The sequence below is a fragment of the Spirochaeta cellobiosiphila DSM 17781 genome (genome assembly GCF_000426705.1).
GTDB lineage: Bacteria > Spirochaetota > Spirochaetia > DSM-17781 > DSM-17781 > Spirochaeta_E > Spirochaeta_E cellobiosiphila.
Genome location: NZ_KE384556.1, coordinates 123,726 through 148,338 on the forward strand (window position 1 = coordinate 123,726; position 24,613 = coordinate 148,338).

General features: G+C 37.4%; 25 protein-coding genes. 8 read left to right on the plus strand and 17 right to left on the minus strand.

Annotation, left to right across the window (positions count from 1 at the left end; translation table 11 throughout):
- The first annotated feature begins 277 nt into the window (after positions 1–277).
- Positions 278–2,065: a triose-phosphate isomerase gene (locus K345_RS21060; RefSeq protein WP_169714818.1), complete on the plus strand. Its 1,788-nt coding sequence runs from the start codon at positions 278–280 to the stop codon at positions 2,063–2,065.
- Here K345_RS21060 and K345_RS0113230 read toward each other — a convergent pair whose 3' ends face one another.
- A complete protein-coding gene (locus K345_RS0113230; RefSeq protein ID WP_028974569.1) occupies positions 2,066–2,455 on the minus strand; it encodes a hypothetical protein in 390 nt (129 codons plus the stop codon).
- A gap of 241 nt (positions 2,456–2,696) precedes the next feature.
- Between K345_RS0113230 and K345_RS0113235 the strand changes: the two genes are divergently transcribed.
- Positions 2,697–2,978, plus strand: a complete 282-nt coding sequence (locus K345_RS0113235) for an RNA recognition motif domain-containing protein (RefSeq protein WP_028974570.1) — start codon at positions 2,697–2,699, stop codon at positions 2,976–2,978.
- 50 nt (positions 2,979–3,028) lie between these two features.
- Here the strand turns inward: K345_RS0113235 and K345_RS0113240 are convergent, their stop codons facing one another.
- From K345_RS0113240 to K345_RS0113280, 9 genes are all read right to left on the minus strand, one after another.
- A complete protein-coding gene (locus tag K345_RS0113240; RefSeq protein WP_028974571.1) occupies positions 3,029–3,571 on the minus strand; it encodes a DinB family protein in 543 nt (180 codons plus the stop codon).
- Between the two features lie 87 nt (positions 3,572–3,658).
- Positions 3,659–5,140 (minus strand): PQQ-binding-like beta-propeller repeat protein, encoded by a 1,482-nt coding sequence (locus tag K345_RS0113245; protein WP_028974572.1) that lies wholly within the window; start codon positions 5,138–5,140, stop codon positions 3,659–3,661.
- Entirely contained in the window at positions 5,124–6,668 is a 1,545-nt protein-coding gene (locus K345_RS0113250) for a PQQ-binding-like beta-propeller repeat protein (protein ID WP_028974573.1), read from the minus strand. The genes K345_RS0113245 and K345_RS0113250 overlap by 17 nt, the downstream gene beginning before the upstream one ends.
- A gap of 71 nt (positions 6,669–6,739) precedes the next feature.
- The gene (locus tag K345_RS21065) at positions 6,740–7,510 is read right to left on the minus strand and encodes a metal-dependent transcriptional regulator (RefSeq protein ID WP_053228301.1); all 771 of its coding nucleotides are present in this window, start codon (positions 7,508–7,510) and stop codon (positions 6,740–6,742) included.
- The gene (locus tag K345_RS0113260) at positions 7,510–8,931 is read right to left on the minus strand and encodes a nucleoside recognition domain-containing protein (protein ID WP_028974574.1); all 1,422 of its coding nucleotides are present in this window, start codon (positions 8,929–8,931) and stop codon (positions 7,510–7,512) included. The genes K345_RS21065 and K345_RS0113260 overlap by 1 nt, the downstream gene beginning before the upstream one ends.
- Positions 8,931–9,773, minus strand: a complete 843-nt coding sequence (locus tag K345_RS21070) for a FeoB small GTPase domain-containing protein (protein WP_053228302.1) — start codon at positions 9,771–9,773, stop codon at positions 8,931–8,933. The genes K345_RS0113260 and K345_RS21070 overlap by 1 nt, the downstream gene beginning before the upstream one ends.
- The gene (locus tag K345_RS0113270) at positions 9,770–10,831 is read right to left on the minus strand and encodes a metal-dependent transcriptional regulator (RefSeq protein ID WP_028974575.1); all 1,062 of its coding nucleotides are present in this window, start codon (positions 10,829–10,831) and stop codon (positions 9,770–9,772) included. The genes K345_RS21070 and K345_RS0113270 overlap by 4 nt, the downstream gene beginning before the upstream one ends.
- A 246-nt stretch (positions 10,832–11,077) precedes the next feature.
- Positions 11,078–12,421, minus strand: coding sequence for a dicarboxylate/amino acid:cation symporter (locus tag K345_RS0113275; protein WP_245584628.1), 1,344 nt, complete (start codon positions 12,419–12,421; stop codon positions 11,078–11,080).
- Between the two features lie 75 nt (positions 12,422–12,496).
- Positions 12,497–12,718, minus strand: coding sequence for a hypothetical protein (locus K345_RS0113280; RefSeq protein ID WP_037572440.1), 222 nt, complete (start codon positions 12,716–12,718; stop codon positions 12,497–12,499).
- A 106-nt stretch (positions 12,719–12,824) separates the two neighbouring features.
- Between K345_RS0113280 and K345_RS0113285 the strand changes: the two genes are divergently transcribed.
- The gene (locus K345_RS0113285; protein WP_028974578.1) at positions 12,825–13,475 is read left to right on the plus strand and encodes a hypothetical protein; all 651 of its coding nucleotides are present in this window, start codon (positions 12,825–12,827) and stop codon (positions 13,473–13,475) included.
- Between the two features lie 33 nt (positions 13,476–13,508).
- On the opposite strand, the gene K345_RS0113290 is transcribed toward K345_RS0113285, so the two are convergent.
- Entirely contained in the window at positions 13,509–13,871 is a 363-nt protein-coding gene (locus K345_RS0113290) for a VOC family protein (RefSeq protein ID WP_028974579.1), read from the minus strand.
- Positions 13,872–13,937: 66 nt separating this feature from the next.
- Entirely contained in the window at positions 13,938–14,642 is a 705-nt protein-coding gene (locus tag K345_RS0113295; RefSeq protein WP_028974580.1) for a helix-turn-helix transcriptional regulator, read from the minus strand.
- 29 nt (positions 14,643–14,671) lie between these two features.
- On the opposite strand from K345_RS0113295, the gene K345_RS0113300 reads away from it, so the two are divergent.
- Complete coding sequence (locus K345_RS0113300; protein ID WP_028974581.1) at positions 14,672–15,208, plus strand: DUF1697 domain-containing protein; 537 nt, start codon at positions 14,672–14,674, stop codon at positions 15,206–15,208.
- A gap of 75 nt (positions 15,209–15,283) precedes the next feature.
- Here K345_RS0113300 and K345_RS0113305 read toward each other — a convergent pair whose 3' ends face one another.
- Complete coding sequence (locus tag K345_RS0113305) at positions 15,284–15,739, minus strand: DUF7738 domain-containing protein (RefSeq protein WP_028974582.1); 456 nt, start codon at positions 15,737–15,739, stop codon at positions 15,284–15,286.
- A 110-nt stretch (positions 15,740–15,849) separates the two neighbouring features.
- Between K345_RS0113305 and K345_RS0113310 the strand changes: the two genes are divergently transcribed.
- The 4 genes from K345_RS0113310 to K345_RS0113325 all read left to right on the plus strand — a co-directional run bounded on the left by K345_RS0113310 (position 15,850) and on the right by K345_RS0113325 (position 18,885).
- Complete coding sequence (locus K345_RS0113310) at positions 15,850–16,584, plus strand: nitroreductase family protein (protein WP_028974583.1); 735 nt, start codon at positions 15,850–15,852, stop codon at positions 16,582–16,584.
- 264 nt (positions 16,585–16,848) lie between these two features.
- Positions 16,849–16,983 (plus strand): hypothetical protein, encoded by a 135-nt coding sequence (locus tag K345_RS23675; RefSeq protein ID WP_281169326.1) that lies wholly within the window; start codon positions 16,849–16,851, stop codon positions 16,981–16,983.
- A gap of 78 nt (positions 16,984–17,061) precedes the next feature.
- Complete coding sequence (locus K345_RS0113320) at positions 17,062–17,880, plus strand: hypothetical protein (protein ID WP_028974585.1); 819 nt, start codon at positions 17,062–17,064, stop codon at positions 17,878–17,880.
- A gap of 183 nt (positions 17,881–18,063) precedes the next feature.
- Positions 18,064–18,885, plus strand: coding sequence for a hypothetical protein (locus K345_RS0113325; RefSeq protein WP_028974586.1), 822 nt, complete (start codon positions 18,064–18,066; stop codon positions 18,883–18,885).
- Positions 18,886–19,142: 257 nt separating this feature from the next.
- Here the strand turns inward: K345_RS0113325 and yicI are convergent, their stop codons facing one another.
- Genes yicI through K345_RS21075 form a run of 4 tightly spaced genes read right to left on the minus strand, consistent with a single transcriptional unit; the run spans position 19,143 to position 24,540 of the window.
- Positions 19,143–21,452 (minus strand): alpha-xylosidase, encoded by a 2,310-nt coding sequence (gene yicI / locus K345_RS0113330; protein WP_028974587.1) that lies wholly within the window; start codon positions 21,450–21,452, stop codon positions 19,143–19,145.
- A 21-nt stretch (positions 21,453–21,473) separates the two neighbouring features.
- On the minus strand, positions 21,474–22,322 hold the full coding sequence (locus K345_RS0113335) for a carbohydrate ABC transporter permease (protein ID WP_028974588.1): 849 nt from the start codon (positions 22,320–22,322) through the stop codon (positions 21,474–21,476).
- Complete coding sequence (locus K345_RS0113340) at positions 22,319–23,218, minus strand: carbohydrate ABC transporter permease (RefSeq protein ID WP_028974589.1); 900 nt, start codon at positions 23,216–23,218, stop codon at positions 22,319–22,321. Before K345_RS0113340 ends, K345_RS0113335 begins: the two co-directional genes overlap by 4 nt.
- A gap of 56 nt (positions 23,219–23,274) precedes the next feature.
- Entirely contained in the window at positions 23,275–24,540 is a 1,266-nt protein-coding gene (locus tag K345_RS21075) for an ABC transporter substrate-binding protein (protein ID WP_037572443.1), read from the minus strand.
- Positions 24,541–24,613 lie beyond the last annotated feature (73 nt).

Genomic DNA, 24,613 nt, shown 5'->3' on the forward strand with positions numbered 1-24,613 from the left:
TTCTACATTCTGATAACATCTTAGATCGGAAATAAGTAAATATGACAATGTTAATATCAATAAGCAGGTTTTATTACAACCAATCATAATCTGCATACATATTACACAATAATTGTAATTATAGAATATTATTTCTCTATTCCGTAAAATACTTACTCTTAACGTGTATATTTATGCTCATTATTAACAAGGAATCATTGACTCATTTAAGGATTTTAAGTAGGAATAAATAATTTTTACTAATAATCTAATGGTTTGCAAGAGGAGGATGATTCCTATGATATTAGACAGTAGAGGGACTAATGAGTCATTAAGTCCGAATTACTACTCTGACCAATTTTCTTATACGTCTGTTCCCAAAATAGTTTTTGATAACATCATGGTCCCCATGAATCTACCTCAAGAGATATGGATTACAGATACAACTTTTAGAGATGGCCAACAGGCAAAAGAACCTTATACACCTGCACAAATTGAACATATATTCAAATTGTTGAGCCGTTTAGGGGGGCCACAGGGGATTATACGCCAGACTGAATTTTTTCTATACTCCAAAAAAGATAAGAAAGCTGTAGAAAAGTGTCTTAACCTTGATCTTCCTTTTCCTGAGATAACCGGTTGGATCAGAGCCGTCGAAGAAGACCTCCAACTTGTAAAGCAATTTGAATTAAAAGAGACAGGGATTCTTACTTCCGTTTCAGATTATCACATTTATATGAAACTCAAATCTAATCGCAAAAAAACAATGGAAAGTTATCTTAAAGTTGTCAAAAACGCTTTAGACAATGAGATTACCCCTCGCTGTCATTTTGAGGATATTACAAGAGCGGACTTTTATGGCTTTGTATTACCTTTTGCAGAAGAATTAAAGAAATTGTCAGAAGAAGTAAAAGGACCTGTCAAAATCCGCCTTTGCGACACAATGGGATTTGGATTAGCTTGGCCTGGTGTAGCACTACCTAGATCCATTCCCAAGATGATTCATTTATTAACTCATGAAGTTGGTATTCCCTCTACGTCCTTGGAATGGCATGGACATAATGATTTTCACAAAGTTCATGCCAATGCCAGTTCTGCCTGGTTATATGGAGTATCCTCCCTCAATGCCAGTCTTTTTGGTATTGGTGAAAGGACAGGGAATCCCCCCTTGGAAGCTGCTTTGGTCGAATATTGGGGACTGAAAGGAAATTCAGATGGGATGGATTTGCATATCCTTAAGGAATTAAGCGAGTATTACCAAGATGTAATCAAATACCCTATCCCTGATAATATGCCCTTTGTTGGTAAAGACTTTAATACAACAAGAGCAGGTATTCATGCAGATGGCTTAATCAAGAATGAACAAATCTACAACATTTTTGATACAAAAAGCATTCTAAATCGCCCCATTACGACAGTCGTAACAGATAAGTCAGGGGTTGCTGGTATAGCTCGTTGGATTAATGAAAATAGTCCTCTCATTCTAAAAGGGGAACTAAAGCCTATATCCAAGAATCATCCTTGTGTTCGTCTTATTAATGCTTGGGTGGTAGAACAATTTGAAAATGGTAGAACAACGAGCATCTCTTCAAAAGAACTAAAGACAAAAGTTAAACGCTATTTGCCAAACTATTACCAATCTAATCTTAATAAGGAGATAGCCACAGCTCAAAGTGTGGCTTGTAACATCAGTGCTAATCTTTGTCATGTACTAGAACAAGCAGATATTACCGACTGGGATGATTTGATCGAAGAATTTATTAAAATTGAAGGAACTATTCAATTGACAACAGTAGTTGATCATCAAGGATTACGTGTCACCGATTATTATACCAATAAAGGAGAGAGACTAAAATTCAAACCTCTCAAGTCTAAGAGTTTTGATAAACGTCCGTGGTTTGAGTCTGTTAGAGACACAAACAAAGTATATGTATCTGACTTGTATTTCTCAGAATATACAGAAAAATTAATTATTACCGTGGCTTACCCTCTTATCAAGCCACGAGAAAGTCAATGTTATCATATTCTTGATGTAGACTTTGTATTTGACATGCTCAACAGTCTAGCTATAGAAGAAGACTCCTAATTACTTTTGAGAAGGCAGGGTTACATCCCCTGTCTTGCTATCAACCACTATAGCATGTCGCAAATAGGCATAATAAGTTTTATAAGGATAGTTATCGCGACAAATATAGTAGTATCTACCACTTTTTAAAAGATAATCCCTAAAGATACCTTTATCAGCGGGATATTGACGCACCTGGTTGCGTATATCATAAGTTAAACCTATATGAGGTTTAGCCAATTCATATGCTTCTTCAGGACTTATATTAACATCCGCTACCTCACGAAACCCCGCTTCCGCAGTACCAATAAAGAGGACTTCATGAAAAATACTTGGCCTACTTATCCAAACACCACAGGTAGTCAACACAAAAATAAAGGGAGCCAATAACAATAATGCTATTTGTTTCATGACACTAAGTATAACATATATTTTTTATTAAATATCTATTAATAGGGTAATTAGCCCTTTAACTTAATACGCAAGTAGTATATAGTTCGGATTGTGTTTATAGAGTTAAGTATTATTTTTCCAGTATCCTTGTCGTTTTTAATTGTCCCAATTACTAATCATCAGCGTATATGGTCTAAGGTATTACTTTGTTTATTAAACAAAAATTTTATCCCGGGAATACCGGTAAGAAGGAGTAGCAATGTCTACAAAGTTATATGTTGGTAACATGAATTTTAAAGTAGTTGAGGATGATTTAGGCGAATTATTTGCCCAATATGGTGATGTTGAAAACGTTAAGATTATCACAGACCGAGAAACATACCGATCAAAAGGTTTTGGTTTCGTAGAAATGGCTCAGCAAGAAGAAGCTGAAAAAGCAATCCAAGAGCTTAATGAAGCAGAATGGATGGACAGAAAATTGGTTGTTAACCTTGCTCGTGAAAAGAACGATCGACCAAGAAACAACAACTACAGATATTAATCAATATTGGTTAAACAGTAAGGAACAGCCGGACGTATCCGGCTGTTTTTTTATATAACGATGTCTTTATCCGTGATCGGTTCCCAAAAGCTTTTAGAGATATCAATGGTTTGACCAATCTGAAACCGTTTCCATGCATTAAATGTACGTTCAATATGTTTTATATGACCAAACAAATGAAGGGCATACGTCTTAAGAACAATATCAAGAGTCATTTTGCCAACTTCAGGATGGATGACATATTTATCCCAATCTTCCTCTTTCCTTTTATTTAAGAAATCAAGTAAATATTTGCGGTAAGTATCCATCAGATTAAGAGCTGTATCTAAGTCTGTATTCATATAATCCAATCTCAGACCCCACACAGTTTCATCATAAACAGGAATGGTAGCACCAGGTTCTGCTACTGTTTTACGAAAGCGAAGGTATCCATTAAGATCTGCATCAACAGCATGAATGGCAATCTCCTGAATACTCCATCGATCCGGTCCTGGCTGGTATATCATAGCTTCTTCAGGTATGGACGCCAGTAACTGTCTAAGGCGAAAAGGTCCTTCTTTGTATAATTGCAAATAAGTATCCCTATCACTCATTAACATGACCTCCTATATTACAATATAACTCATGATATAACCTTATAGGATTAACTGACTAGTAGAACTATCCCTATATGCTCAATATTAATCCATTGTCTCTGCACGGAAGGCTTGAATCGGAAATCCATAATTTGAAATTAACATAGTAGCTATTGCTTGATCTATGGTAGACCAATTAATGAACTCATCATGGCCTTCAACTAAATAATGAATTGGTGTACGCCCCCTTCCAATATCTGTGGAATTAAGATCACCGTATTCATAAAATTCCTTAACTATTCCAGATTCTACTTTTAAAAGGTAGTTTGGTTGCTTTTCATTCAATAGACCTCTTTCAATTAAGATATAATAGTTATCCTTCATGCTGATAGTATCTACATAATAGTCAGAAGACCTCTTGGATTCTTGACTCCACAAAGCTTTACCAGAACCTAGGTCCAACATAATTAATCGATCTCCCAATAGAAGGGGATGATACCTGGAAATCGATTGATAGAAAGTCGAAGCATAAGGATAAGCTTTAATAAGGGAATTGGGTATATTATATGGAAAAGGAAGGAATGGACGATTATAAATTCTCGACCAGTTAAAACTTTCCTTTTCTCCTAAAGTGTAAGTCCAAAGTAATTCTCCTTCCAGTGAATAGGCATTCAGACAATTTTTATCTCTTTCATTAACCATGGGAATAACAATAGAATCCTTTGTTAACAAAGTAGGATATAGAAGCGATTGGTAGTATTCTTCAGTAAAAAAAAAGGTTGAACTCTTTATATAAGGACTCAAATGATAACTTACTGTGTTAGATAATTGAAATAGAATCTTTTTTTCACCTGCCCAAGAGGATTGGTTAATCTCAATATGATCATTATTAAAGTAGAGCCATATCAAATGATCATCATGGATAAAAACTGGAGAAGAACAATTCTCCTGCCACATAGCTCCATCAGACTTGGAATAAACATAAAAAGACTGTAACTGTCCATTATGTAACAATAGGTATTCGTCATTTTGTAAGACTAAAGCAACCTGAGGAGGACTATATTCTGACCATAGGATACGGCCATCTTTTCTATCTAGACAATACAAAGAAGGAACGGTCTCATCATATGCCTGTTTATTATGAATATAAATATGGGAAGTATCACTTATGGAATAGAAATAGTCTTGTGTCACCCCCACAGGAAGAGAAGTTTCCCATAATAAAACTCCATCTTCAATATTTAAAGCAACCTGCTGTCTAGCTAACTCTCCATGACTGTCTACTGGATTCGTAATGGGAAAACAAACTATTCCATTCTTTGCTTCATAAGCTGATATGGGAACAGCCACGTTATCTAGATAAGGTGTTGAATCTAAAAGAACATTCTGCCAAAGGATCTCATTATTATTAATCCGCTGGACACTTATTTTATTATGATCTCTATTGGGATTAGTCATCCAGCGAATAATAGAATTATCTTCCAATTTTATTTCCCGGAAGGTATCATCACCATATAGAGGATGAGCAAGAAGTAAAATAATGATACACCCTAAGAAGTGTAATTTGATTTTATAAACCGAAATCATTAAACATATCCTTCCTTATATCTTCCACTGAAAAACTTTTCTTATCCTTACCTTCCAGATATCCTGTTGTAATATCAAAAAAAACATTTCTACTTAGTGGGATAATAGAAGAAGCTTTCGAACTAAGAGCATAGGTTTTTATTTGTTGTGGAAAATATAGATATTCATTGCTATTCTCATGTCCTCGAGCTAGCCGAACCCAGGAAAGTATTTCACCAGTATTCCCATCAATTCCCATAATAGAATGGGACTCCTCATATCGATTACCAGGAACATACAGGTACATATAATAATAGGGATAGCGAAAGTGATTTAATTCACTCACTTCATTGATTACTTCATTACGGGGAAGATAAACCCCCTTACTTTGCCACGCGATTTCACCTTTATCCAAATTAATCACAAGATGTTTCAACCTATCATTATCTTCTGTAAAACTTTGAGAAGAAGATTCCCTAAGAACAAAAGGAACGTAAGGTGTTCTAAAATAAGGAGAGCCCCCGACGAGAGGACTACTTTTATAGTATCGAGAGATACTGGGGGTCAACCAATAATAATGAGCAGGTAAGGGAAGCTCCCATTTCTTTGCTCCTGTGTTTATATCCAGGGCTTTTAAATACATGCGGCTATCATCTACCCAAGGATATAGTAAACTTTCCTTATATAAGAATATTGATGATTCTGGTGTCACCGCTTTCTTGTGTAGAGACTCAAGTAAAGGTAGATCATATTTGGTTGATATTTGTCCAGTTCTTAAATCAAGAGCATTAAGAACAATATTTCCAGAAGTATTATTTCTTGGATAATAGTATAGATCATCCTTAAGAACACCAACATCATCTATAGAGAAGTTTAGGCAGGAGCCATCATCCTTCTTAATAGCAGTTAGTTCTATGTTTTGATCCTCCCTGCTATGAAAAACAATCCAATGATCGTTTTGAAAGGGCAATTGCTTTTCATAAAGGGATCTATCAATATCAGAGATTAAAATGCCTTGCCAAAGGATTTGTAAAGTATCAAAATCAATGGCAGTTATACAAGGATGGCCCTCTTCATTCCTGGATCGGGCGTAAATATTCTGTTTATCATGTAAAAACACCCAGGACATTGTCTTATTCCTCGGTAAGGGAATGGAAATCTTATCAATCAAATCACCAGTAGATAAATCAAACTTAAAGATTTCCATTTTGTCCTTAGGAAGCATTACACTGATTTGATTGTTCTTAATCATTACATCTCGCCGAAAAGATTTTTCATAGAGAAAACTATTGGCTAATAGAGAACCGAAACTATCAACGTTGTATTTCCATATAATGCCCTTATCTATATGGTTAAGAGCAATAAATTTTTTATCAGTTCTTCTACTCCATTCTTGGGTTACCAAGACAAGGGAACGTTCTTTATCAATGGGGATTAAGGTAGATACATAATAATTAGAATAGATAAACCCCTTATAGATGATAAAAAAAACACCTATTAGCAGTAAAGGAACAATAACATATCGGACTTTATATTTTTTCCCTTTCATAATGAACTTAACTTTAGCACACTCAAGTATTAAATACTAAGGACTACATAAAAAACTGAATTATCAGTCAATCAGGTAAAAGCCAATTCAACTGTAATTGACAAACCTTGATTCCAATCAAGAAGAACGTGTTTGGCCTCATGTTCCTGTCCGATAATGCACTCTATAGTTTTAGAGTCTTCATTAATTTGAGCAATCTGACACACAGAACCGGGACGTAAACCAGCCTCATCTAAATGACGTAGCAATAGAGGATTATCATCAGGAACGCTTGTTATCCGTAATAATTGATTTGGCTTCATTTGGAGAAGACGAATATTATGTTGAGGAGGAAGATATAAATCTTCATCGGGAATAGGGGCCCCATGAGGATCAAACTGTGGATGATCGAGAAGCTCAGCCATCTTATTGGTGAAGTGAGGCGATATAGCATGTTGAAGCCGTAGAGCTTCATCATGAACTTCATCCCAGGCAAAGCCCATGATGTCATGTAAGAATAACTCTAAAAGTCGATGATTCCTAAGAGCCTGTAAAGCTTCCCTTCTTCCTGCTGTCGTTAATATCACACCTTGGTGTTTCTGATACTCAACCAAAGGAGGATCTACTTCTGCCATCTTTTTTAACATGGAGGTGACAGAGGATTGTTTGACATTCATCTTGTCTGCAATATGCTTGGTACTCACTCTCATGATACGTCCTGAGGTTTGATCACTGAGATCAAAAATCAAAAGAAGATACTCTTCCATAGCAGAACTAATTTTTTTCTGGTCACGAACCCGGAAGTGAGGCTCTCTGTCCTCACTCCCTTCTAATATAGAAAAATCAAGGATTTCAGAACACATTAAACTATAAGTCTCCATACCTGTGCGACAACAAAGGTAACAACAAAACCCATAGCTAAAGGCAATAAAGCTGCTAATGCAGTCCACTTCTTACTCTTTGTTTCCTTGTATATTGTGTAGATCGTTGTACTACAGGGATTATGAATTAAACTAAACAACATTAAGTTTATAGCGGTTAGCAATGTCCATCCTCCTGCTTGGAACAAACTCATCATAGTATTTTGAGAATCTAATTCAAACATGACACCAGCACCAGCACCAACCCCATTAACGCCAGTGACAAGAACTGTTAACATCAATACCGTTGGGATCACAATTTCATTAGCCGGAATAGCCACAATATAAGCGAGAAGAATCACTCCATTAAGTCCAAGAACTAATCCCAGAGGATTAAGAAAATTAATCAAATGTAAAGCAATGCTTTCTCCACCAATATGAATATTAGACACCAGCCAAATAGCAGCACCCGCAGGAGCGGCAAAAACAATGGCCCTCCAAAGGACAATAATGGTTCTATCGATGATAGAAGTATATAAGGTTTGCCAAATCCGTGGTGGACGATAAGGTGGAAGCTCAAGACTAAAAGTCGATTTCTCACCTCTTAAGACTGTTTTTGAGAGAAACAGGGAAACTAAAAAAGTCAGGAAGACCCCTAAAAGAGCTACAGCAACAACAGCACCAGCAGACACAACCCCTGCCCATAAGGGAGGAACCATAGCCCCGATAAATAAGGATGCGATTAATATTTGTGTGGGCCATCGACCATTACAAAGTGCGAAGTTATTAGTAATAATAGCGATTAACCTTTCTCTTGGGCTATCAATCACTCTGGTAGCGACAACACCTGCAGCATTACAACCGAATCCCATGGTCATACTTAAAGCTTGTTTACCGTGTCCACCAGCTTTACTAAACATGGAATCAAGATTAAAAGCCACTCTGGGAAGATAGCCTAAATCCTCTAATAAAGTAAAAAGAGGAAAAAATATAGCCATTGGGGGAAGCATGACACTTATGACCCAAGCGGTTGCCATATACACACCATCAATCAAAAATCCACTTAACCACCAGGGCATTCCTATTATCTGTGCCAGACTCTTTAATGCAGGATGGATTTTATCCAAAAAGAGATTCGCCAATAAACCAGAAGGGACATTGGCCCCGCTGATGGTTAACCAAAAGACAGCCGCTAACATTAATATCATAATGGGGAAACCCCAAACCCGGCTGGTTATGATCTTATCGACTGTCCTATCAATGTAAAAACGAGGTTTTTCATCAGGACGAGTTACGGCTTTGTCCGCAATTTTTGTCGCATTACGATACAATTCTTCACTTACCTTCTCATGGAAATTATTACCCAATTCCCAACGAAGATTATCTGCTTTATCTAATAGAGCCTGAAAATTATCACTACTCATTACTGATGTCCTATCACTTGTATTTGGTGACTTCGGTCTGAAGTATCCCCCCTGTTTAGATCACCTAACTCACCGGAACGGAGAGCTTCAATGATTTTGGCATCCCCATCTAATACCCTAACAGCAACCCAACGGGGATTGGGAATATCAGGATAATCCTTATGTATTTGTTCCGTCACCTCATCAATAGCATGTTTGATCTGGGGCGTCTCATATTTAACTCTAAAAGGTTTTGATTCTATTTGACCTTTGGCCATTTGTGCTATGGTACTCAATAACTCGGGAACACCTTCATTTTTACGAGCTGACATGGGAATAACCGGGACACCAAGATCTCTTGCCAAACTTCTTGTATCAACAACTAAACCATGACGCTTAGCTTCATCCATTAAGTTACAGGCGACTATAACATGATTGGTAATCTCCTGAACTTGAAGAACAAGGTTTAAATTTCTTTCCAACCTTGTTGCATCCACTACGACTATAGTTACATCAGGTTTCCCGAATAAGATAAAATCTCTAGCAATCTCCTCATCAAGACTTGTTGCCAATAAAGAGTATGTTCCAGGCAAATCTACAATCTTATATTTAGCACCATCAAGGCTAAAAGCCCCCTCAGCTCGACTTACAGTCTTACCAGGCCAGTTACCAGTATGCTGGCGTAACCCGGTTAGAGAATTAAAAACAGTACTTTTTCCAGTATTGGGATTCCCTGCTAAAGCGACAACATAATCACTTTCATCCATCTTGACGCCTAAACGTTTTAATCCTTCAGAGGAATAGGCTGGACAAGAAGCACAAGCATCGGGTGTCCCGGGGATAATTTTCTCTTTAGAACTCATAGGATAACCTCCTTTTTAGGTTCTTCTTCATAATCACTAGCCATAATCTGTTCAGCCTGGTTTTTCCGAATGGCAATCAGTGTTCCTCTTATCCGAAAAGCCATCGGATCTCCTGAGGAACTAACTAGTTCTTTCTCAACAACTGTACCTGGCAAAAAACCCAAATCCATCAACCGTCTTCTATCTGTACCACTAATTTTAGGAGATATACCTATGATTTTACAGAATGCTCCCTGAGCATAGGACGCTAAGTCCTTTGTAGGGATTTTCTTCTTTTTTTCCCTATCCTGGATATCACAAACATTACTGAGATGAACATTAGATGCCAATATAGGGGATAGTATATGCTCATCATCACCAGCCCAGAATTTGATCTTGCGACTATCTTTATCGATGATATGAACTTCTAAACCAGGGTAAAGGCCCTCAGCAGTCAATTGGCTGTACACTTCCTTTGGTTCATCCTCCAAATGCACAATTACACCGACCTGTCCATTAGATAAATCGTTCATTGATAGAACATTATCATAGCTCTTCATTGTTCCCCGAGCATTCGGAATAGGATCACCATGAGGGTCCAGTATAGGATAGTTAAGTTCCTTTTCTATAGTTTCGATATCTTTTTCAGTTAGTTTATGCTCAGCAAAATCTGCCTTTTCATGCCATTCTGATTCCTTATAGCCCGAATACTCAGCCATATATGTTTCATACAAACGATGGGCTCGAATCATACGCAAGCCGTAGGACAAACCATCAGGACTTAATTTAAATTGGGAATTATCCATCATCAAAAGCTGTTGATTGATAAGCTTTGTAACAATACGTCCCGCTTCCGCCTCGGAAACATTCAAAACAGCAGCCGTACCTTTTATACTGGAGATATCTCCTTCAAGTTCACAATTGGCAAAATACTTAAGGGCATCTTCCATACGAACCCTATCATTCAAGGCTAAACCCTTTCTTAATTGCCAGAACCAACCCTTCTCATGTCTGAAAAACAGAACACCCAGAAGGACTAGAAGAAGAAATATAACCAGAGCAAGTATAGATTCAAACATACATTCTCCTAATAACCTCAAAATAATTAGACACGTCTAATTATTTATATAATATGAAACGCATGGTTTGTAAAGCTTTAATTGGGTGATAAGGATTCTGGAATCTATACAAAATAGGCAGGATATTGGCATTACAGGAAGTCTGGTTGTTAAAACAACTAGTTTAATGATGTTCCTGTGCTGCATGATAACTTTTTATATTTTAAATAAAAAGGAGAGCTAATAAAAAGCTCTCCCTCTTCTGGATTAGGCTGATTCTAATTCCTGTTCATTAAAACTCTTCCTATCAAACTCACCCAACTTGTTACCAACTAATACAGAAATAACCATATCCCCTGTGACATTAGTAGCCGTTCGGAACATATCAACGAGGAAGTCAACACCCGCAACAAGGCCGATAGCTTCAACAGGCAAGCCAACAGTGGTCAAAGTCACAATGGTAAAAGCAGTAGCACCCATAGGAACACCAGCACTTCCCACACTGGCAATAATGGAGACAACAACAATGAGAACATATTGAACAATAGTCAAATCAATATTGAATGCATTGGCTGCAAAGATAGACACCATGGCAGGAAAGATACCTCCACAGGCATCCATATTCATAACAGCACCAATAGGACCTACAAAGTTAGCAATACCGGGTGACACTTTTAAGCGATTCTTCATAGTATCAACAGTTAATGTCAGAGTTCCTAAACTAGACCGTGATGTAAAGGCTAACATCATGGCAGGAGTTGCGGCCTTAAAGAACTTCAAAGGATTAACCTTAGCGCCAAAGAAAAGAAAGGAACTATACACAACAAAGACATGGATGGCGCAAGCCACAATTATAGCAATAACAAAGAAGCCCAGGTCTGCCAAAGCACCTAAACCAGTATAGGACATCCAATAAGCCATAAGACCAATTACTCCATAGGGAGTCAAGGCAATAACCATTTTTGTGACACGGATAATAATGGTCAAGTAAGATTCTAAAAACTTTCTAAAAGGCTCTACTTTATCCTTATCCTTTCCACTTTCAATAACTCCTGCAACACCGATAAACAATGCAAAAACAACAAGTGGTATCATATTCAAATCAGCAGCAGCTTTAACAGGGCTGGCAGGAATAAATCCTCTAAATTGTGTGAACAAGTTCACAACAGTATTACTTTCCCGTGATGGAAGTTGATCTGTAGACACCCCCACACCTAAATGAAAAAGAGTTCCTACTATAATACCCAGAATACTAGCAATGGTCGCAGTCGTTAGGAAGTATCCAATAGTCCGTCCACCTAAACTTTTGAGCTCTTGCTGGTCCTTAAGCTTAAGTAACCCACCAATAATGCTCGCTGGGACAAGAGGAACAATAAGCATCTTTAATAAGTCAACATAACCATATCCAACAAGAGAAAACCATCTTCTCGTACTATCTACTACAGCTTCATTGCTGAAAAAAAACAAACCTAATCCTAAGGCTCCCCCAAGAATTAATGCCGCAAATACTCGTATAGAAAACTTAAGATGTAATGATTTTTTGGTAAAGAATATCCCTACAAGCAGTAGGACAAACAGAACTACCCATGTGATTGAATAATTAAATATCACTAACAACCTCCTAATAATGTCATGAAATATGATTTACTTTATCAACATTGTCAAGATAATTAACATTAGATTCCTTTATCTCTCGTTTCCATGCTTAAATTGCCCGGTAATTTTCGCAAGAAAGAGCTGAATCTGATACTCATCAGCCTTATTTTTCAGAACTAACAACTTGTTCACTTCTTCAGATTTGATGGTCATCACAAGCTTTCCCTTATAGAAGACTTGTGCTTTCTGATCCTTTATTATGTTATAGGAAAATGGTTTATCCTCTCTTAAAATATTACGTTTATCTTCCAACTTTGTCTCCTCAAAAATTTAAGTAACACCAACTTTTATACAAGGTTTTACAACTATAGGATAAGAAAGAACTGTATGCTAGAATAAAATTACGAGGTAAAAGCTGATGAAAGAACTTAATAAATTAATTAAGAAAGACCTTTATCCTGTACTAAAAAACCTTGGTTTTGAAAGATTAACTGTAAAAAACAGCTACAAATGGGATGACAAACTGATCTACCGTTTCCAAATCAAAACCGTGGGAAAGACCTTTTCTCAATCAACAGGATGGCCCTCTTCCTCCTTTTATTGTCATGTGGAGCCCTACTATAGCTTTTTATATGATAGTGATGAGCTCGATAGAGATGGCCGAATTAAGCTTCCCAGAAGATGGCCCAGTGAGGGAGGAATGTTCCTATCCTGCGGCATTGATCAAACAGGCGAACGTGCTTCCCTCCCCAATAGAGCTGAGAGAAAGCGAACAGATATATGGTGGGTAGAAAAAGATGGATCCAATGCACAACAAGTGATTCAGGACCTCATAACTCAAGTGGAAAAACAAGTAGCCCCTTATCTCTCAACAGCCTTAGAAGACAAATACAAACAAGATCGGGATTTTTTTCCACCTGTGGAAGAATCTATTCTAAAGTATCTGATCAAATCCTCTAAAGAAGTGGGCATCTATTGGGCTAACAAACTTATTAAGTTCAGCCATTTTCTAAAGGAGGATAAAGATGAACAGGAGTATAGAAACCTCCTAACAAAACTGGAATGTTAAAGGGAAGAGTTACCCCTCCCCCATGTTTTGATATCATTTTTCAACAAAGACACGGATTCTATGTTCGTCAAGATCGGATGCCGTAAAAGTTAGGCCATAGACAACATCTGTAATATTCTGAAGCATAGAAATACCACTGGCCAGCCAATTCTTATAGACTTGTTCTAATTCTTCAATATTAGCCAGCTTAATACAGATTTCAGCACCTCCGCCAGTAACAGTCACTTCAGGGATGTTGCTACCCTTCTCTTTTAATTCGAGGCTCAAATTACTAAGGTTAAAAGAAACAAAGGTTGGGGACAGGACAAGACCTTCCCCTTCTAAAATTTGTTCATAAAACTTTTTTGATGCGTTTATATCATTTACATATAAGACGATAGATTCAACAGTAAACATAGGATCTCCTTAATCTGAATTTATGGATATCCTACAAATAAGAAGTGACAGTTTCTGTCAGTAGACTTAAAACAATTTGTATTTATTTACATCTATTCCTATCTTCTCTTGCCAAGTTCTCAAAAGATCAGCTTTGGTTTTAGGATATTTTTCTCCTAAGTACCCCAGAGATTGAATGCGATCAATACGAAAGTGCCTATAGTCAGCACGCTCTTCACACCAAGCCATGAGGATATAAGCATTCCGAAAATAAGCGATAGCGAAAGGCCAAATGCAACGTTGGGATTCTTGATCCTTCAAATCCCTATATAGGATATTAAGCTTCCTTTCCTTTTGAATGATTTGACGTAGTCTTAACATCAAATGGTCATTGATAAGAGGTTTTTCTTCAGAAGGAATCAAAAGTGTAGATGCGGCTATTTGTTTCTGTAAATGTTCCGGTAATACAGATTTAATACGAGCCAGAGAAGATTGCGCTCCTTCCTTAAGGGAACTGTCACCATGTTCCAGGACCCAGCGAATTCCCAGGACTAAGGATTCGATCTCATCTGTGGTAAAAGTTAAAGGAGGAAGGAAGTAACCACTTCTAAGTACATATCCAATACCAGCTTCCCCTTCAATAGGAACGCCCTGTGCTTGAAGAGTAGCCACATCTCTATATATGGAACGCAAACTTACATTCATAGAAGAAGCCAGATCCTGAGCTCTAAGACCATAAGGCTGTAATCTAAGTTGTTCTAATATTTGCATAAGTCTTTCTGAACGTGACATATTATCTATCCTTATATTATAATAAAGCCATGAGATACATTGCCCTCCTAAGAGGAATAAATGTGGGAGGAAATCACAAAGTGGATATGAAAGAGTTAAAAGAACTCTTCACCTCTCTCCATTTCACTGAAGTTAGTAGTTACATTAATTCAGGGAATATCCTTTTTACTTCCCCAACAGAATCAATAGGGCAGATACAAGCAATCCTTACTGAGGCTTTTGCTCTGCATTATAATTTCCCCATACCAACATTAATCAAATCTTCAACAGAAATGGATCAAATCATAGATGTTATTCCCACAGAATGGACTAATGACAAAGTCCAGAAAACAGATATAGCCTATCTCTTCCCTGAATATGATGACAAGGAGATTCTCAATCAACTTCCCATTAAAAAGGACTATATTAACCTTAGATACACTCCGGGAGCCCTCTATTGGAATGTCCAAAGGGACAACTATAACAAAAGCCATCTGAATAAACTGGTATCCCATAAGCTGTATAAATATATGACCATTAGAAATATCAATACAGCAAGAAAGGTTACTGCCAAACTACATAACTAAAAACAAAGGCACCACAGAATGGATAACTTAATAAAGCTTCCTTGCGATATATTTATTTCATCAGTGAATACATTTCTATGCTTGGTTGGTATCTTTTTTTCTCTTGTAATAGATTAAAGACTCTATTTTCCACTCATCCACCACAAGAACTAACGAATACTCTCCTAAATCAATGGAATTATAAAAATGCCCCCCTTTACTATCAAAAATCTCAAATAGAGCCAGGGAACTGTCTTTGTCCAAGAAATCAATTATATGGTCATGGATTTGGACTATTCCATCAAAGCTGAACATGGGATCAATATCAACAACTTGTTCCTCTGATAGTTTTACACTTAACTGATAACATTTGGAAGGATTTTCATCATGAACCAGACAGGAGATACCTAATTGATCCCAAATCATGATAAGGTCCTCAGAATAATATCGATCACAAGGTCCCAAGACCATTTCCCATTCGTTGATAGGACTGTTAAAAGCCAAGAGCTGCTCTTCAATGCTAACACCATGAGGAGTAAAGACTAGTTTCATTACCTTCCCTTAACAATGCGATTAACCTACAATATACCTCATCATCTCTTTAATTGAGGTATATTTTATACCTTCTAATTATTGTTAAAGGTCATAACAAGGAGTAAAGTTTGAATCCCATTATCCAATCCCTTTTTAATAGAAAATCCACAAGAGTCTATACAGATAGACAGTTAGAAGAAAAAGAAAAAGACGCCATCATCAATAGCGCCCTTCAAGCTCCCACTGCAGGGAACCAGCTTCTCTACACCATATTAGAAATCGAAGACCCAACGATTAAGGAAGAATTAGCCACCCTTTGTGACAACCAGGCCTTTATTGCAAAAGCCCCATATGTCTTAGTCTTTCTTGCAGACTGTAGACGCTGGCTTGATTCTTACAAAGAAGCCGGTGCGGAGTGCCGTAATCCCGGATATGGAGATCTCTTATTAGCCTTTTCCGATGCCAACATTGCCGCACAGAATACAGTCGTTGCCGCAGAATCTCTTGGTATAGGATCTTGTTATATAGGAGATATCTATGAACAACAGGAAAAATTAGTAGAACTACTTAACCTGGATCCTTTTGTGGTCCCAGCTGCTATGTTAGTGTATGGGGAACCAACAGAGACACAGAAAAAAAGACAAAAACCAAAAAGAGTTGATAAGGAGTTTATTGTACAGAAAAATACCTATAAACCCTTAAGCTCTGATAAGTTAAGACAAATGTTTACCCAGTGGAAGGGAGAAGAAAGTGACTTTGATGAATACATGAAAGCATTTTGTAAGCGCAAATATATGTCAGACTTTGCCAAGGAAATGTCCCGTTCTCTGAGTAAATATTTAAGTCACTTTGATAATAATTAGCTAGGAACCTGGATATTAATGTCTCCCACTACAAAGCTGTTTTCTTTGATAGAGGCCATACAAGTCTCTACTGCCTAGGAGGTTCTCCTGAAGAAGAAAAGGACCGTATCATAAGATAACCTGCTATCAGCTCTTAAAGAGCTGGTAGGATTTAAAATCCCCCGGGCCTCCCTTGTGCAAGAGCTTATCACCCCATGGGAACAGACTCTCCCCTTCCGAGATAATCGTGGATATGAGGAACCTTTAGAACCAAAGGATTGCCTTATGGTTGGGGATAAAATGGACAAATACCAGGAAGGCACCAAAGCCATAGAAATGGGCACACTCCTCTATGATTATAGAAACATTTATACAGAGTACGAGGAACCGAGGATCAATAGCTTTAGGGAATTGTTATAGATAGACAAGGCAACTATGTTGATTATGTAAAAGTATTTAACTAATATATGCCATCAAAATATCATAAGGAAAGACAAAATGCAGTTCAAACTTTATATGCTAGCTATAACGGCAGTTATATTGTTATCAAGTTGTGCGAGCCTACTTATACCTTCCACAGGAATCTCTTCCTCTTCTGCCAATGGTAAAGTAGTAAATACCAAAGAATTAGCTGACACTTACAGTGATCTTATTAGTATTAAATGGGATGATGTTGCTTTTGAAGAGGACGAGTTATTAAGGATTTATGACGAATTAGGGACTACTCTCGGATATTACAAGAAAATTGAGAATCCTAATAATGACTACGATGGGGCTATCCTCTACAACAAAGACCAAGTAGAAATTTTCAAGTTAATACCTACTATACAAGGAACTAGTATAATTATTAATATTCGCTCATCAGAAGGAATTGTATCAAAGATGTCCGTAAAAAGTGATGTTAAGCCATCCTTTGGAAAGGTCATTATTAACTATATATGCCAAGTTTCCCTAGAGGGATATCCTAATTTAGAATTAAGTGCATCGAATGTGGTAAATACTAGCTTTGGATCTTTAGATGTAACAGGAAATACGAAATATGTGTTTACTAATGAAGGAGACTTATTATTTGCTAAAGAGGTATTGCTTAAAAGTGTTAATGACATTGTAAATAATAGCTATTCTATTCAATCCCATATTACCAATGATCCAGAAATAGTAAGTTTACTTTTAATCAGCACTAATTTAATAAGTGATATAACGACAGGTATGGGGTCAGGAGTTTCAGCCCCATATAACTCACCCAATACCTCAAATCCTGCATTCAACAATGATGGGTCTATAAATAATAACGGTAATCCCTTCGATAACTTCTGATTAACTACTTATTTAAACAAAAGTCCAGACAGTATATTTTTACTCTGGGCTTTTTACTCAAAAAAGGTTTTATAACACTATTTCTTTAAAAGTAATTTTTAGATACCAATCAATAAGAAGCATATTGATAGTGTAAAAAGATTTAATTAAAACGTTGCTTCAAATTAAAATTAGGAAAGATAAATGAAAATAAAACTTTTTTTAATATCTTTAACAGCTTTACTATTATCAAGTTGTTTTAGTATCACTACGATTACATTGGACTCAACAATATCGACAACGAAACCTAGTACATGGGCAAATAAAAGACTTAATGATATATACAATGACCTTATTGCTATCGATATCGATAAAGTTGCTTTTGAAAAGGATGATCTGTTAAGGATATATGAAACTTCAGGTACGACAATTGGTTACTATAGCATTATCGAAAACCCCAATAACAATTTTAATGGGTTACTATTGTACTCAACAGATCAAGTAGAACTATATAAACTAATTCCTACTATTGAAGGGAATAGTATTATTATCAATATAAAATCAACAGAAGGGATTACCTCCAAGATTACCATTAAAAAAGAAAACAAATCATCTTATAGTAGAATATTACCTATGTATATTTGTGATGTTAATATTGCTGAATATCCCAACCTAAGTTTAGACGTATCGGGTGTTACAAAAGCTAGTATAATGAGTAAGTACGTAACAAGTTACACAAAATATATATTTAATAAAAATGATGAATTAATATTTGCAAAAGAAGTATTATCCAATGGAATTGATAACGTTACAACGAATAACTATTCAACTCAAACAAATATTGATGCAGAGCCAAACCTAATAAGCCTATTACTATTAAGTACAAAGATTATAGAAGAAATTATAGCAAGTCAAAATGCTGCATTAATGCTAAATGCAGTACAAATACAAAATGGATCTACATTTCCTAATCGAAATACCAATGGAACCATTAACTATAATGGTAATCCCACGGATAGCTTCTAATCTTATAGAAAATAAAAGTCTAGACATATACATTTACTCTGGGCTTTTTCTTTCTGCTAAATAAAATCTTACCCATTCAAATGGTATAAAATCCTAATTTTGTAGGCACATTAAACAATTCTTAACACTAGAAAAACATATTAGAAAGCCCATCTAACAACTTTAGAAGGGCCTTCTAACTTTTTTGGAAGAGCCTTCTAATTAGTTTAGAAGGGCCTTCTAATTTCTATTTCACCAGTACAAAACACTGATTATGACTATAGTTTTATAGTGAAATCCTTAATCTCTAAGGCATTTTTAATAAGCAATCCTTTAGGCGTTAGCTCCGTATCCAAATCCTTATTGTGCACAGATTTGATATTGTGAAGCAAAATATCTCCCTTCTTTAAGCTTCCTGGACTACTTACGACCAAGGTTGAACCTTCTTTTTTCACAGACAGACTGAGAAGACTCTCTCCTGCTGTACTCCTAATATGAGCTTCCCCCTCTGTTTCCAATTCATACACATTCCAAGTGATAGCTTCATTGGGATCATATTCAGTTGTGTCATCAGAAGAGAAAGTAGGAATGATGCTGTTTTCTCTTACATATAAGGGAAGGCTAAAGTAGTCATGAACTTCCTGTCTGTAGACAGGGCCTTCTACAACTTCACCTGTAAGGTAATTCGTCCAGCGTCCTTGTGGTAGATACACAGACCCCTTTCCTTCTGCATTAAAAATTGGAGCTACAAGGAGATTTTCCCCAAGGAAGTATTGCCTATCTAGATTATGACATAAGGGATCATCAGGATATTCTAAGACCATAGCTCTCATCATAGGATGACCGTGCAAGGAAGTATTCCAGGCTTGGCCGTAGAGATAGGGCATCAAAGCTAACTTCAGATGGGTAAAAAAGCTAAGAACTCGACAGGCTTCTTCATCAAAGGCCCACGGAACTCTTACGGAAGTACTACCATGTAAACGGCTATGGGAGGATAACATACCAAAGGCACACCACCTCTTATACAGATCAGGAGTTGCTGTTTCTTCAAATCCGCCAATATCATGGCTCCAATAGCCGAAGCCACTTAGGCAAAGAGATAATCCTCCTCGCAAGCTTTCTGACATGGATTCATAGGTAGCCCAACAATCACCTCCCCAGTGAACAGGAAAGCTCTGTCCTCCCACTGTGGCAGAGCGGGCAAAAACCATCGCTTCCTCGGCGCCCTTCTTACTCACAATCAAATCATAAACAGCTTTATTATAAAGGTAGGGATAATAGTTATGCATCAATTGAGGATCAGCCCCATTGAAGTATTCCACATCCGTGGGGATACGTTCCCCAAAGTCTGTCTTAAAGGTATCCACACCCATATCTATTAATTCCCCTAGATACTTTTGATACCATTCAACGGCCTTAGGATTAGTGAAATCTACTATGCCCATACCCGCTTGCCAACGATCCCATTGCCACACATCTCCCTTAGGCTTTTTTAAAAGATAGCCTAACTGGGCTGCTTCATCGAAGAGTCGGGACTTTTGAGCAATATAGGGATTGATCCAAACACAGGTATGTATACCTCTATCTCGAATACGACCTAGCATACCCTTTGGATCAGGAAAGGTCCTTTTATCCCAGATGAAGTCCGTCCACTGGAATTCCTGCATCCAGTAACAGTCAAAGTGAAAGACAGATAAGGGGATATTTTCCTTTTCCATTCGATCGATATAGCCCATTACCGTAGCTTCATCATAGTTAGTAGTGAAGGAAGTGGACAGCCAAAGTCCAAAAGACCAGAAAGGAGGCACAGGAGGTTTACCGGTTAAGGAGGTATAACGGCTAAGTACGGCTTTTAAATCCTTTCCAGGCATATAGTAATATTCAAGGCTCTCCCCTTCCTTCGAAAATTGAACTCGTTGTACATTCTCGGAACCGACCTCAAAAGAGACAAGGCCCGGTTCATTCACGAATATTCCATATTTACGGCTGGACAGATAGAAAGGTATGTTCTTGTAAGATATTTGAGAACTGGTACCCCCATCTTCATTCCACATATCAACCACTTGTCCATTCTTGACAAAAGGAGTGAAACGTTCACCTAAACCATATATGGATTCTCCGACAGTTAAACCCAATTGATGAACCATAAAGGGTGTGTTTTCCCTATTCACATGATAATAGCTATAATTACTTTTCGAACCAGTGAGATACTGTCCATCGTAATAAAAAGATAAGTCCACATCATCCTTATTAATATGGATTTCTGCCTTACCGTTTTTAAGAACATCCACATGTTCACCAGGCAGACATTCCAATAAACCCTTCTCTTCTGTATTTAGGGTGAAGTGAACCTTTGAATCACTAGTTCCTTTATGATGATATATACGTATCTTAAACACTTCAGGAATAGGAGCTTCTATTTCGAAGGTTAATGATCCTTGATCTATGGTATTAGCTCTTGTCTCTATTGGTTTTGATGAGACATAAAGAGAATATTTAGAACCATCAAATTGGCTATCAAAGACAGTAGCCAACCGTAATGTGTTGTACTCACTTTTAATGAGCCATTGGCCCTCAGTAAATTTCATACATACTCCTTTTGCAATGCTTTATTTGATGCTTCCTGCGGTGATTCCACGGCTCAATGTCCTTTGAAAGAAAATAAAGAAAATGAGACAGGGTAACATTCCCAACAGGGCAGAAGCACTGGCAGTTGTAACATCCATATTGTGTTGGCCCTGGGTAAGTGATATAGCAATAGGGACCGTTTGATTGCTGTTGGATATGAGTAATATCAAGGGGAGAAAGAACTCATTCCATGTCCATATAAAGAAAAAAGTGAACAACACAGACAAGCTGGGTGCTGAGATAGGGGCCACGATACTGAAGAGTATTTTAGGCTTGCTAGCCCCGTCAACCAATGCGGCTTCTACTAAGGAAGTGGGAAAAGAATGAAATACATTGGTCAAAAGGAAGGTTCCAAAAGCAGCTTGTATAGCCGTAAAGATGATGATAACAGCTGTTTTGGTATCATAGAGTCCTATACCCTTAGTCAGATAATATAAAGGATAAACCAAAGATTCATGGGGCAATGTATTAGCTATGATAAAAAAGATTAAGAAAAAGTATCGCCCTTTAACTTTTCCAATTCCCAAAGCAAAGGCATTCAACATGGAGATAAGCACAGCAAACACAGCCACCGAGAGGCTAATAACCAAACTATTCCACAACTTTTCATGAAAACTAACCCTCTGCCAAAAGGCAATTATACTACCAAAGTAGATCTCGTGAGGCAAAGCCATTGGACCATTGGCGGCATATTCTGCGGGTGTTTTGATCGAATTAATGATCACTATTAAAAAAGGAAAGAGCATCACAAATAAGAGAAGAAGTAAAAAGAGAACAGTCACTAACTTCGTTAGTTTAGAGATAGTTCCCATTAAGCTGACCTGGTTCATACTCCACTCTCCTTTTCCTGCTTGAACTGTATTCTGATAAACACTAAAGTCAGGAGTAATATCAAAGTAGTCATAACAGTAGATATGGCTGAACCATATCCAACTTTGGCTTTTTCAAAGAAGTTCTGATAAGCAAAATAAGAAGGAACTAAGGTGGCATGTCCTGGACCACCTCTTGTTAATACGAAGATCTGAGCAAAAATCTTTAAAGCATGGATAGTTGTCGTAAGGACGACCACACTTATCTCTGGAAAGATCAAAACCATAATAATCTTAAAACGCTGAAACCAATTGGCTCCATCAATCAAGGCAGCTTCCAGGATTTGCGGATCTACCCTCTGCATAGCAGACATGAAGATAACTAAAGGATAGCCCAATTGAAACCAGATCATAATCATCATGACACTGGGAAGGGCGGTTGCTTTCTCCCCTAACCAATTGTGAGTAAACTGAGAAAGACCACCATTATCGAGAAGCCAATTTAAGGCTCCATAATTTGGATTCAAGATCCATCCCCATACCACACCGGCAATAGCTACAGGTAATATCTGGGGAAGATAGTATCCTGCTCTTAGTACACTTGTTAAGCTATGGCTTATTTTGACACTCACATAATCAAATAAGAGTACAGCTAACATAAGGCCTCCCAAAGTGGGAACAACAACGACAGAAAATATCATAGCCACGTTATTCCTAAAAGAAGCCCAAAATATTTTATCAGTTAAGACGGCTTTATAATTGCTTAAACCGACCCACTCCATTTTTCCAATTCCATTCCACTTGGTTAGACTTATTCCTATATTCATGAGAAAGGGAATTCCTATGATTAAAAGGAATAAGATAAGACCAGGTATGAGAAAATAATAATATCCACGGTTAATGTCTTTTGTTGGCATAATATTCCTTAGTACAGAATCCTTCCCCTTTCATTCAAAGGGAAGGATTAAATGAATTAACGATTATAGTAAGCTTCTGATAAGCTTGAGAGAACTTCATCGACAGACTTGTCTTGACTCATCAAGTTCTGAACTTCCGCTACAAGGGTGTCATAGTAACCTGGCACAGGCCAATCGGGATAAAAAGCCAATCCATCTTTGTCAATGATGGCGTTAAAGCCTGCTATTAATTCCTTAATTTTAGGATCTTTGATTTGGGTAAGATCTGCATTAATGGGAATACCACCAGCATTTCCTAATAGAGTCTGAACATCCTGTTGTAAGGTAATGTCAATAAAATCATAGGCTAGTTCTTTGTTACTGGCTCCTTCGGGAACAATCCAGAGATTACCACCGGAACCTGGGTGAAATTGATTACCGGGAAAGATAAAGACTCCCCAATCAAAGTCGGTGATTTCTTCCATAAACCGACCGAACCACCAACTACCACTAATCATGATAGGATTGGTTCCTCCTTCAAAAGCTAAGCCCATGTCTTCTGCTTTCATACTTACAGCATCAGGACTCATATACCCCTTGTCCATCCATTCCACCATCTTATTAGCGCCATAGGTGAACTCTTTACCTTTAAAATTAACATCCCCTTCATAAAGCTGATAAGAACGAAGCCATTTTGTATTGGCTTGGCTCAGGACCAATTCATAGAATACTTGTTGAGCAGGATATTCGGCACCAGCAGTGGCTAAAGGAGTAATCCCGGAAGCGGCAAACTTATCCATCACTGCTTCAAACTCAGCTAAAGTCTTAGGAACTTTCACCCCTTGTTTCTTGAACATGTCCTTGTTGTAGTAGACCATGACATATTCCCCATAATTGGTAACGCCATACAGATTACCAGAACCCATGACCCCATCAGAATAACGGCTAGTTAATGCCAAACTGGAGCCAAGAATATCATCCCATCCCCTTTCTTGGGCTACAGAGGACAAGTCCGTTAGCAATCCTTGACTGGATAAAAGTCCAGCGGTGGCATTACCTTTGTTATATTCCAATATAGTAGGTGCTTCTTTTGAATTAAGAACCATTCCTGCTGTTTGTCTGATTTGTTCAAAACCTTTTTCTTCAAAATCCAGCGTTACACCAGGATGTGTTTCTTCGAACTGTCGCATCGCCTCTGCCCATGCTTTACCCATAGCTCCTGTTTCTGATTCATAGTGCCACACCTGAAAGCTATTACTGCTTTCCTGGGAACCATTAGCGTATAGGGAAAAACCTAAAGAAATGCAGAGAAACATTAGGACAGTGAATCTTGTTTTAGCCATACATATACCCTCACTGTATTAATTTCGCCTCGAATCATCGAAACGTTTCAATTAAGAATAAAACCCTCTTTCA

Excerpts from the sequence above, each read along its gene's own strand:
- K345_RS21060 (WP_169714818.1), top strand. The coding sequence starts at position 278 with ATGATATTAGACAGTAGAGGGACTAATGAGTCATTAAGTCCGAATTAC.
- K345_RS0113230 (WP_028974569.1), bottom strand. The coding sequence starts at position 2,455 with ATGAAACAAATAGCATTATTGTTATTGGCTCCCTTTATTTTTGTGTTG.
- K345_RS0113235 (WP_028974570.1), top strand. The coding sequence starts at position 2,697 with ATGTCTACAAAGTTATATGTTGGTAACATGAATTTTAAAGTAGTTGAG.
- K345_RS0113240 (WP_028974571.1), bottom strand. The coding sequence starts at position 3,571 with ATGAGTGATAGGGATACTTATTTGCAATTATACAAAGAAGGACCTTTT.
- K345_RS0113245 (WP_028974572.1), bottom strand. The coding sequence starts at position 5,140 with ATGATTTCGGTTTATAAAATCAAATTACACTTCTTAGGGTGTATCATT.
- K345_RS0113250 (WP_028974573.1), bottom strand. The coding sequence starts at position 6,668 with ATGAAAGGGAAAAAATATAAAGTCCGATATGTTATTGTTCCTTTACTG.
- K345_RS21065 (WP_053228301.1), bottom strand. The coding sequence starts at position 7,510 with ATGTGTTCTGAAATCCTTGATTTTTCTATATTAGAAGGGAGTGAGGAC.
- K345_RS0113260 (WP_028974574.1), bottom strand. The coding sequence starts at position 8,931 with ATGAGTAGTGATAATTTTCAGGCTCTATTAGATAAAGCAGATAATCTT.
- K345_RS21070 (WP_053228302.1), bottom strand. The coding sequence starts at position 9,773 with ATGAGTTCTAAAGAGAAAATTATCCCCGGGACACCCGATGCTTGTGCT.
- K345_RS0113270 (WP_028974575.1), bottom strand. The coding sequence starts at position 10,831 with ATGTTTGAATCTATACTTGCTCTGGTTATATTTCTTCTTCTAGTCCTT.
- K345_RS0113285 (WP_028974578.1), top strand. The coding sequence starts at position 12,825 with ATGAAAGAACTTAATAAATTAATTAAGAAAGACCTTTATCCTGTACTA.
- K345_RS0113290 (WP_028974579.1), bottom strand. The coding sequence starts at position 13,871 with ATGTTTACTGTTGAATCTATCGTCTTATATGTAAATGATATAAACGCA.
- K345_RS0113295 (WP_028974580.1), bottom strand. The coding sequence starts at position 14,642 with ATGTCACGTTCAGAAAGACTTATGCAAATATTAGAACAACTTAGATTA.
- K345_RS0113300 (WP_028974581.1), top strand. The coding sequence starts at position 14,672 with ATGAGATACATTGCCCTCCTAAGAGGAATAAATGTGGGAGGAAATCAC.
- K345_RS0113305 (WP_028974582.1), bottom strand. The coding sequence starts at position 15,739 with ATGAAACTAGTCTTTACTCCTCATGGTGTTAGCATTGAAGAGCAGCTC.
- K345_RS23675 (WP_281169326.1), top strand. The coding sequence starts at position 16,849 with ATGGTTGGGGATAAAATGGACAAATACCAGGAAGGCACCAAAGCCATA.
- K345_RS0113320 (WP_028974585.1), top strand. The coding sequence starts at position 17,062 with ATGCAGTTCAAACTTTATATGCTAGCTATAACGGCAGTTATATTGTTA.
- K345_RS0113325 (WP_028974586.1), top strand. The coding sequence starts at position 18,064 with ATGAAAATAAAACTTTTTTTAATATCTTTAACAGCTTTACTATTATCA.
- yicI (WP_028974587.1), bottom strand. The coding sequence starts at position 21,452 with ATGAAATTTACTGAGGGCCAATGGCTCATTAAAAGTGAGTACAACACA.
- K345_RS0113335 (WP_028974588.1), bottom strand. The coding sequence starts at position 22,322 with ATGAACCAGGTCAGCTTAATGGGAACTATCTCTAAACTAACGAAGTTA.
- K345_RS0113340 (WP_028974589.1), bottom strand. The coding sequence starts at position 23,218 with ATGCCAACAAAAGACATTAACCGTGGATATTATTATTTTCTCATACCT.
- K345_RS21075 (WP_037572443.1), bottom strand. The coding sequence starts at position 24,540 with ATGGCTAAAACAAGATTCACTGTCCTAATGTTTCTCTGCATTTCTTTA.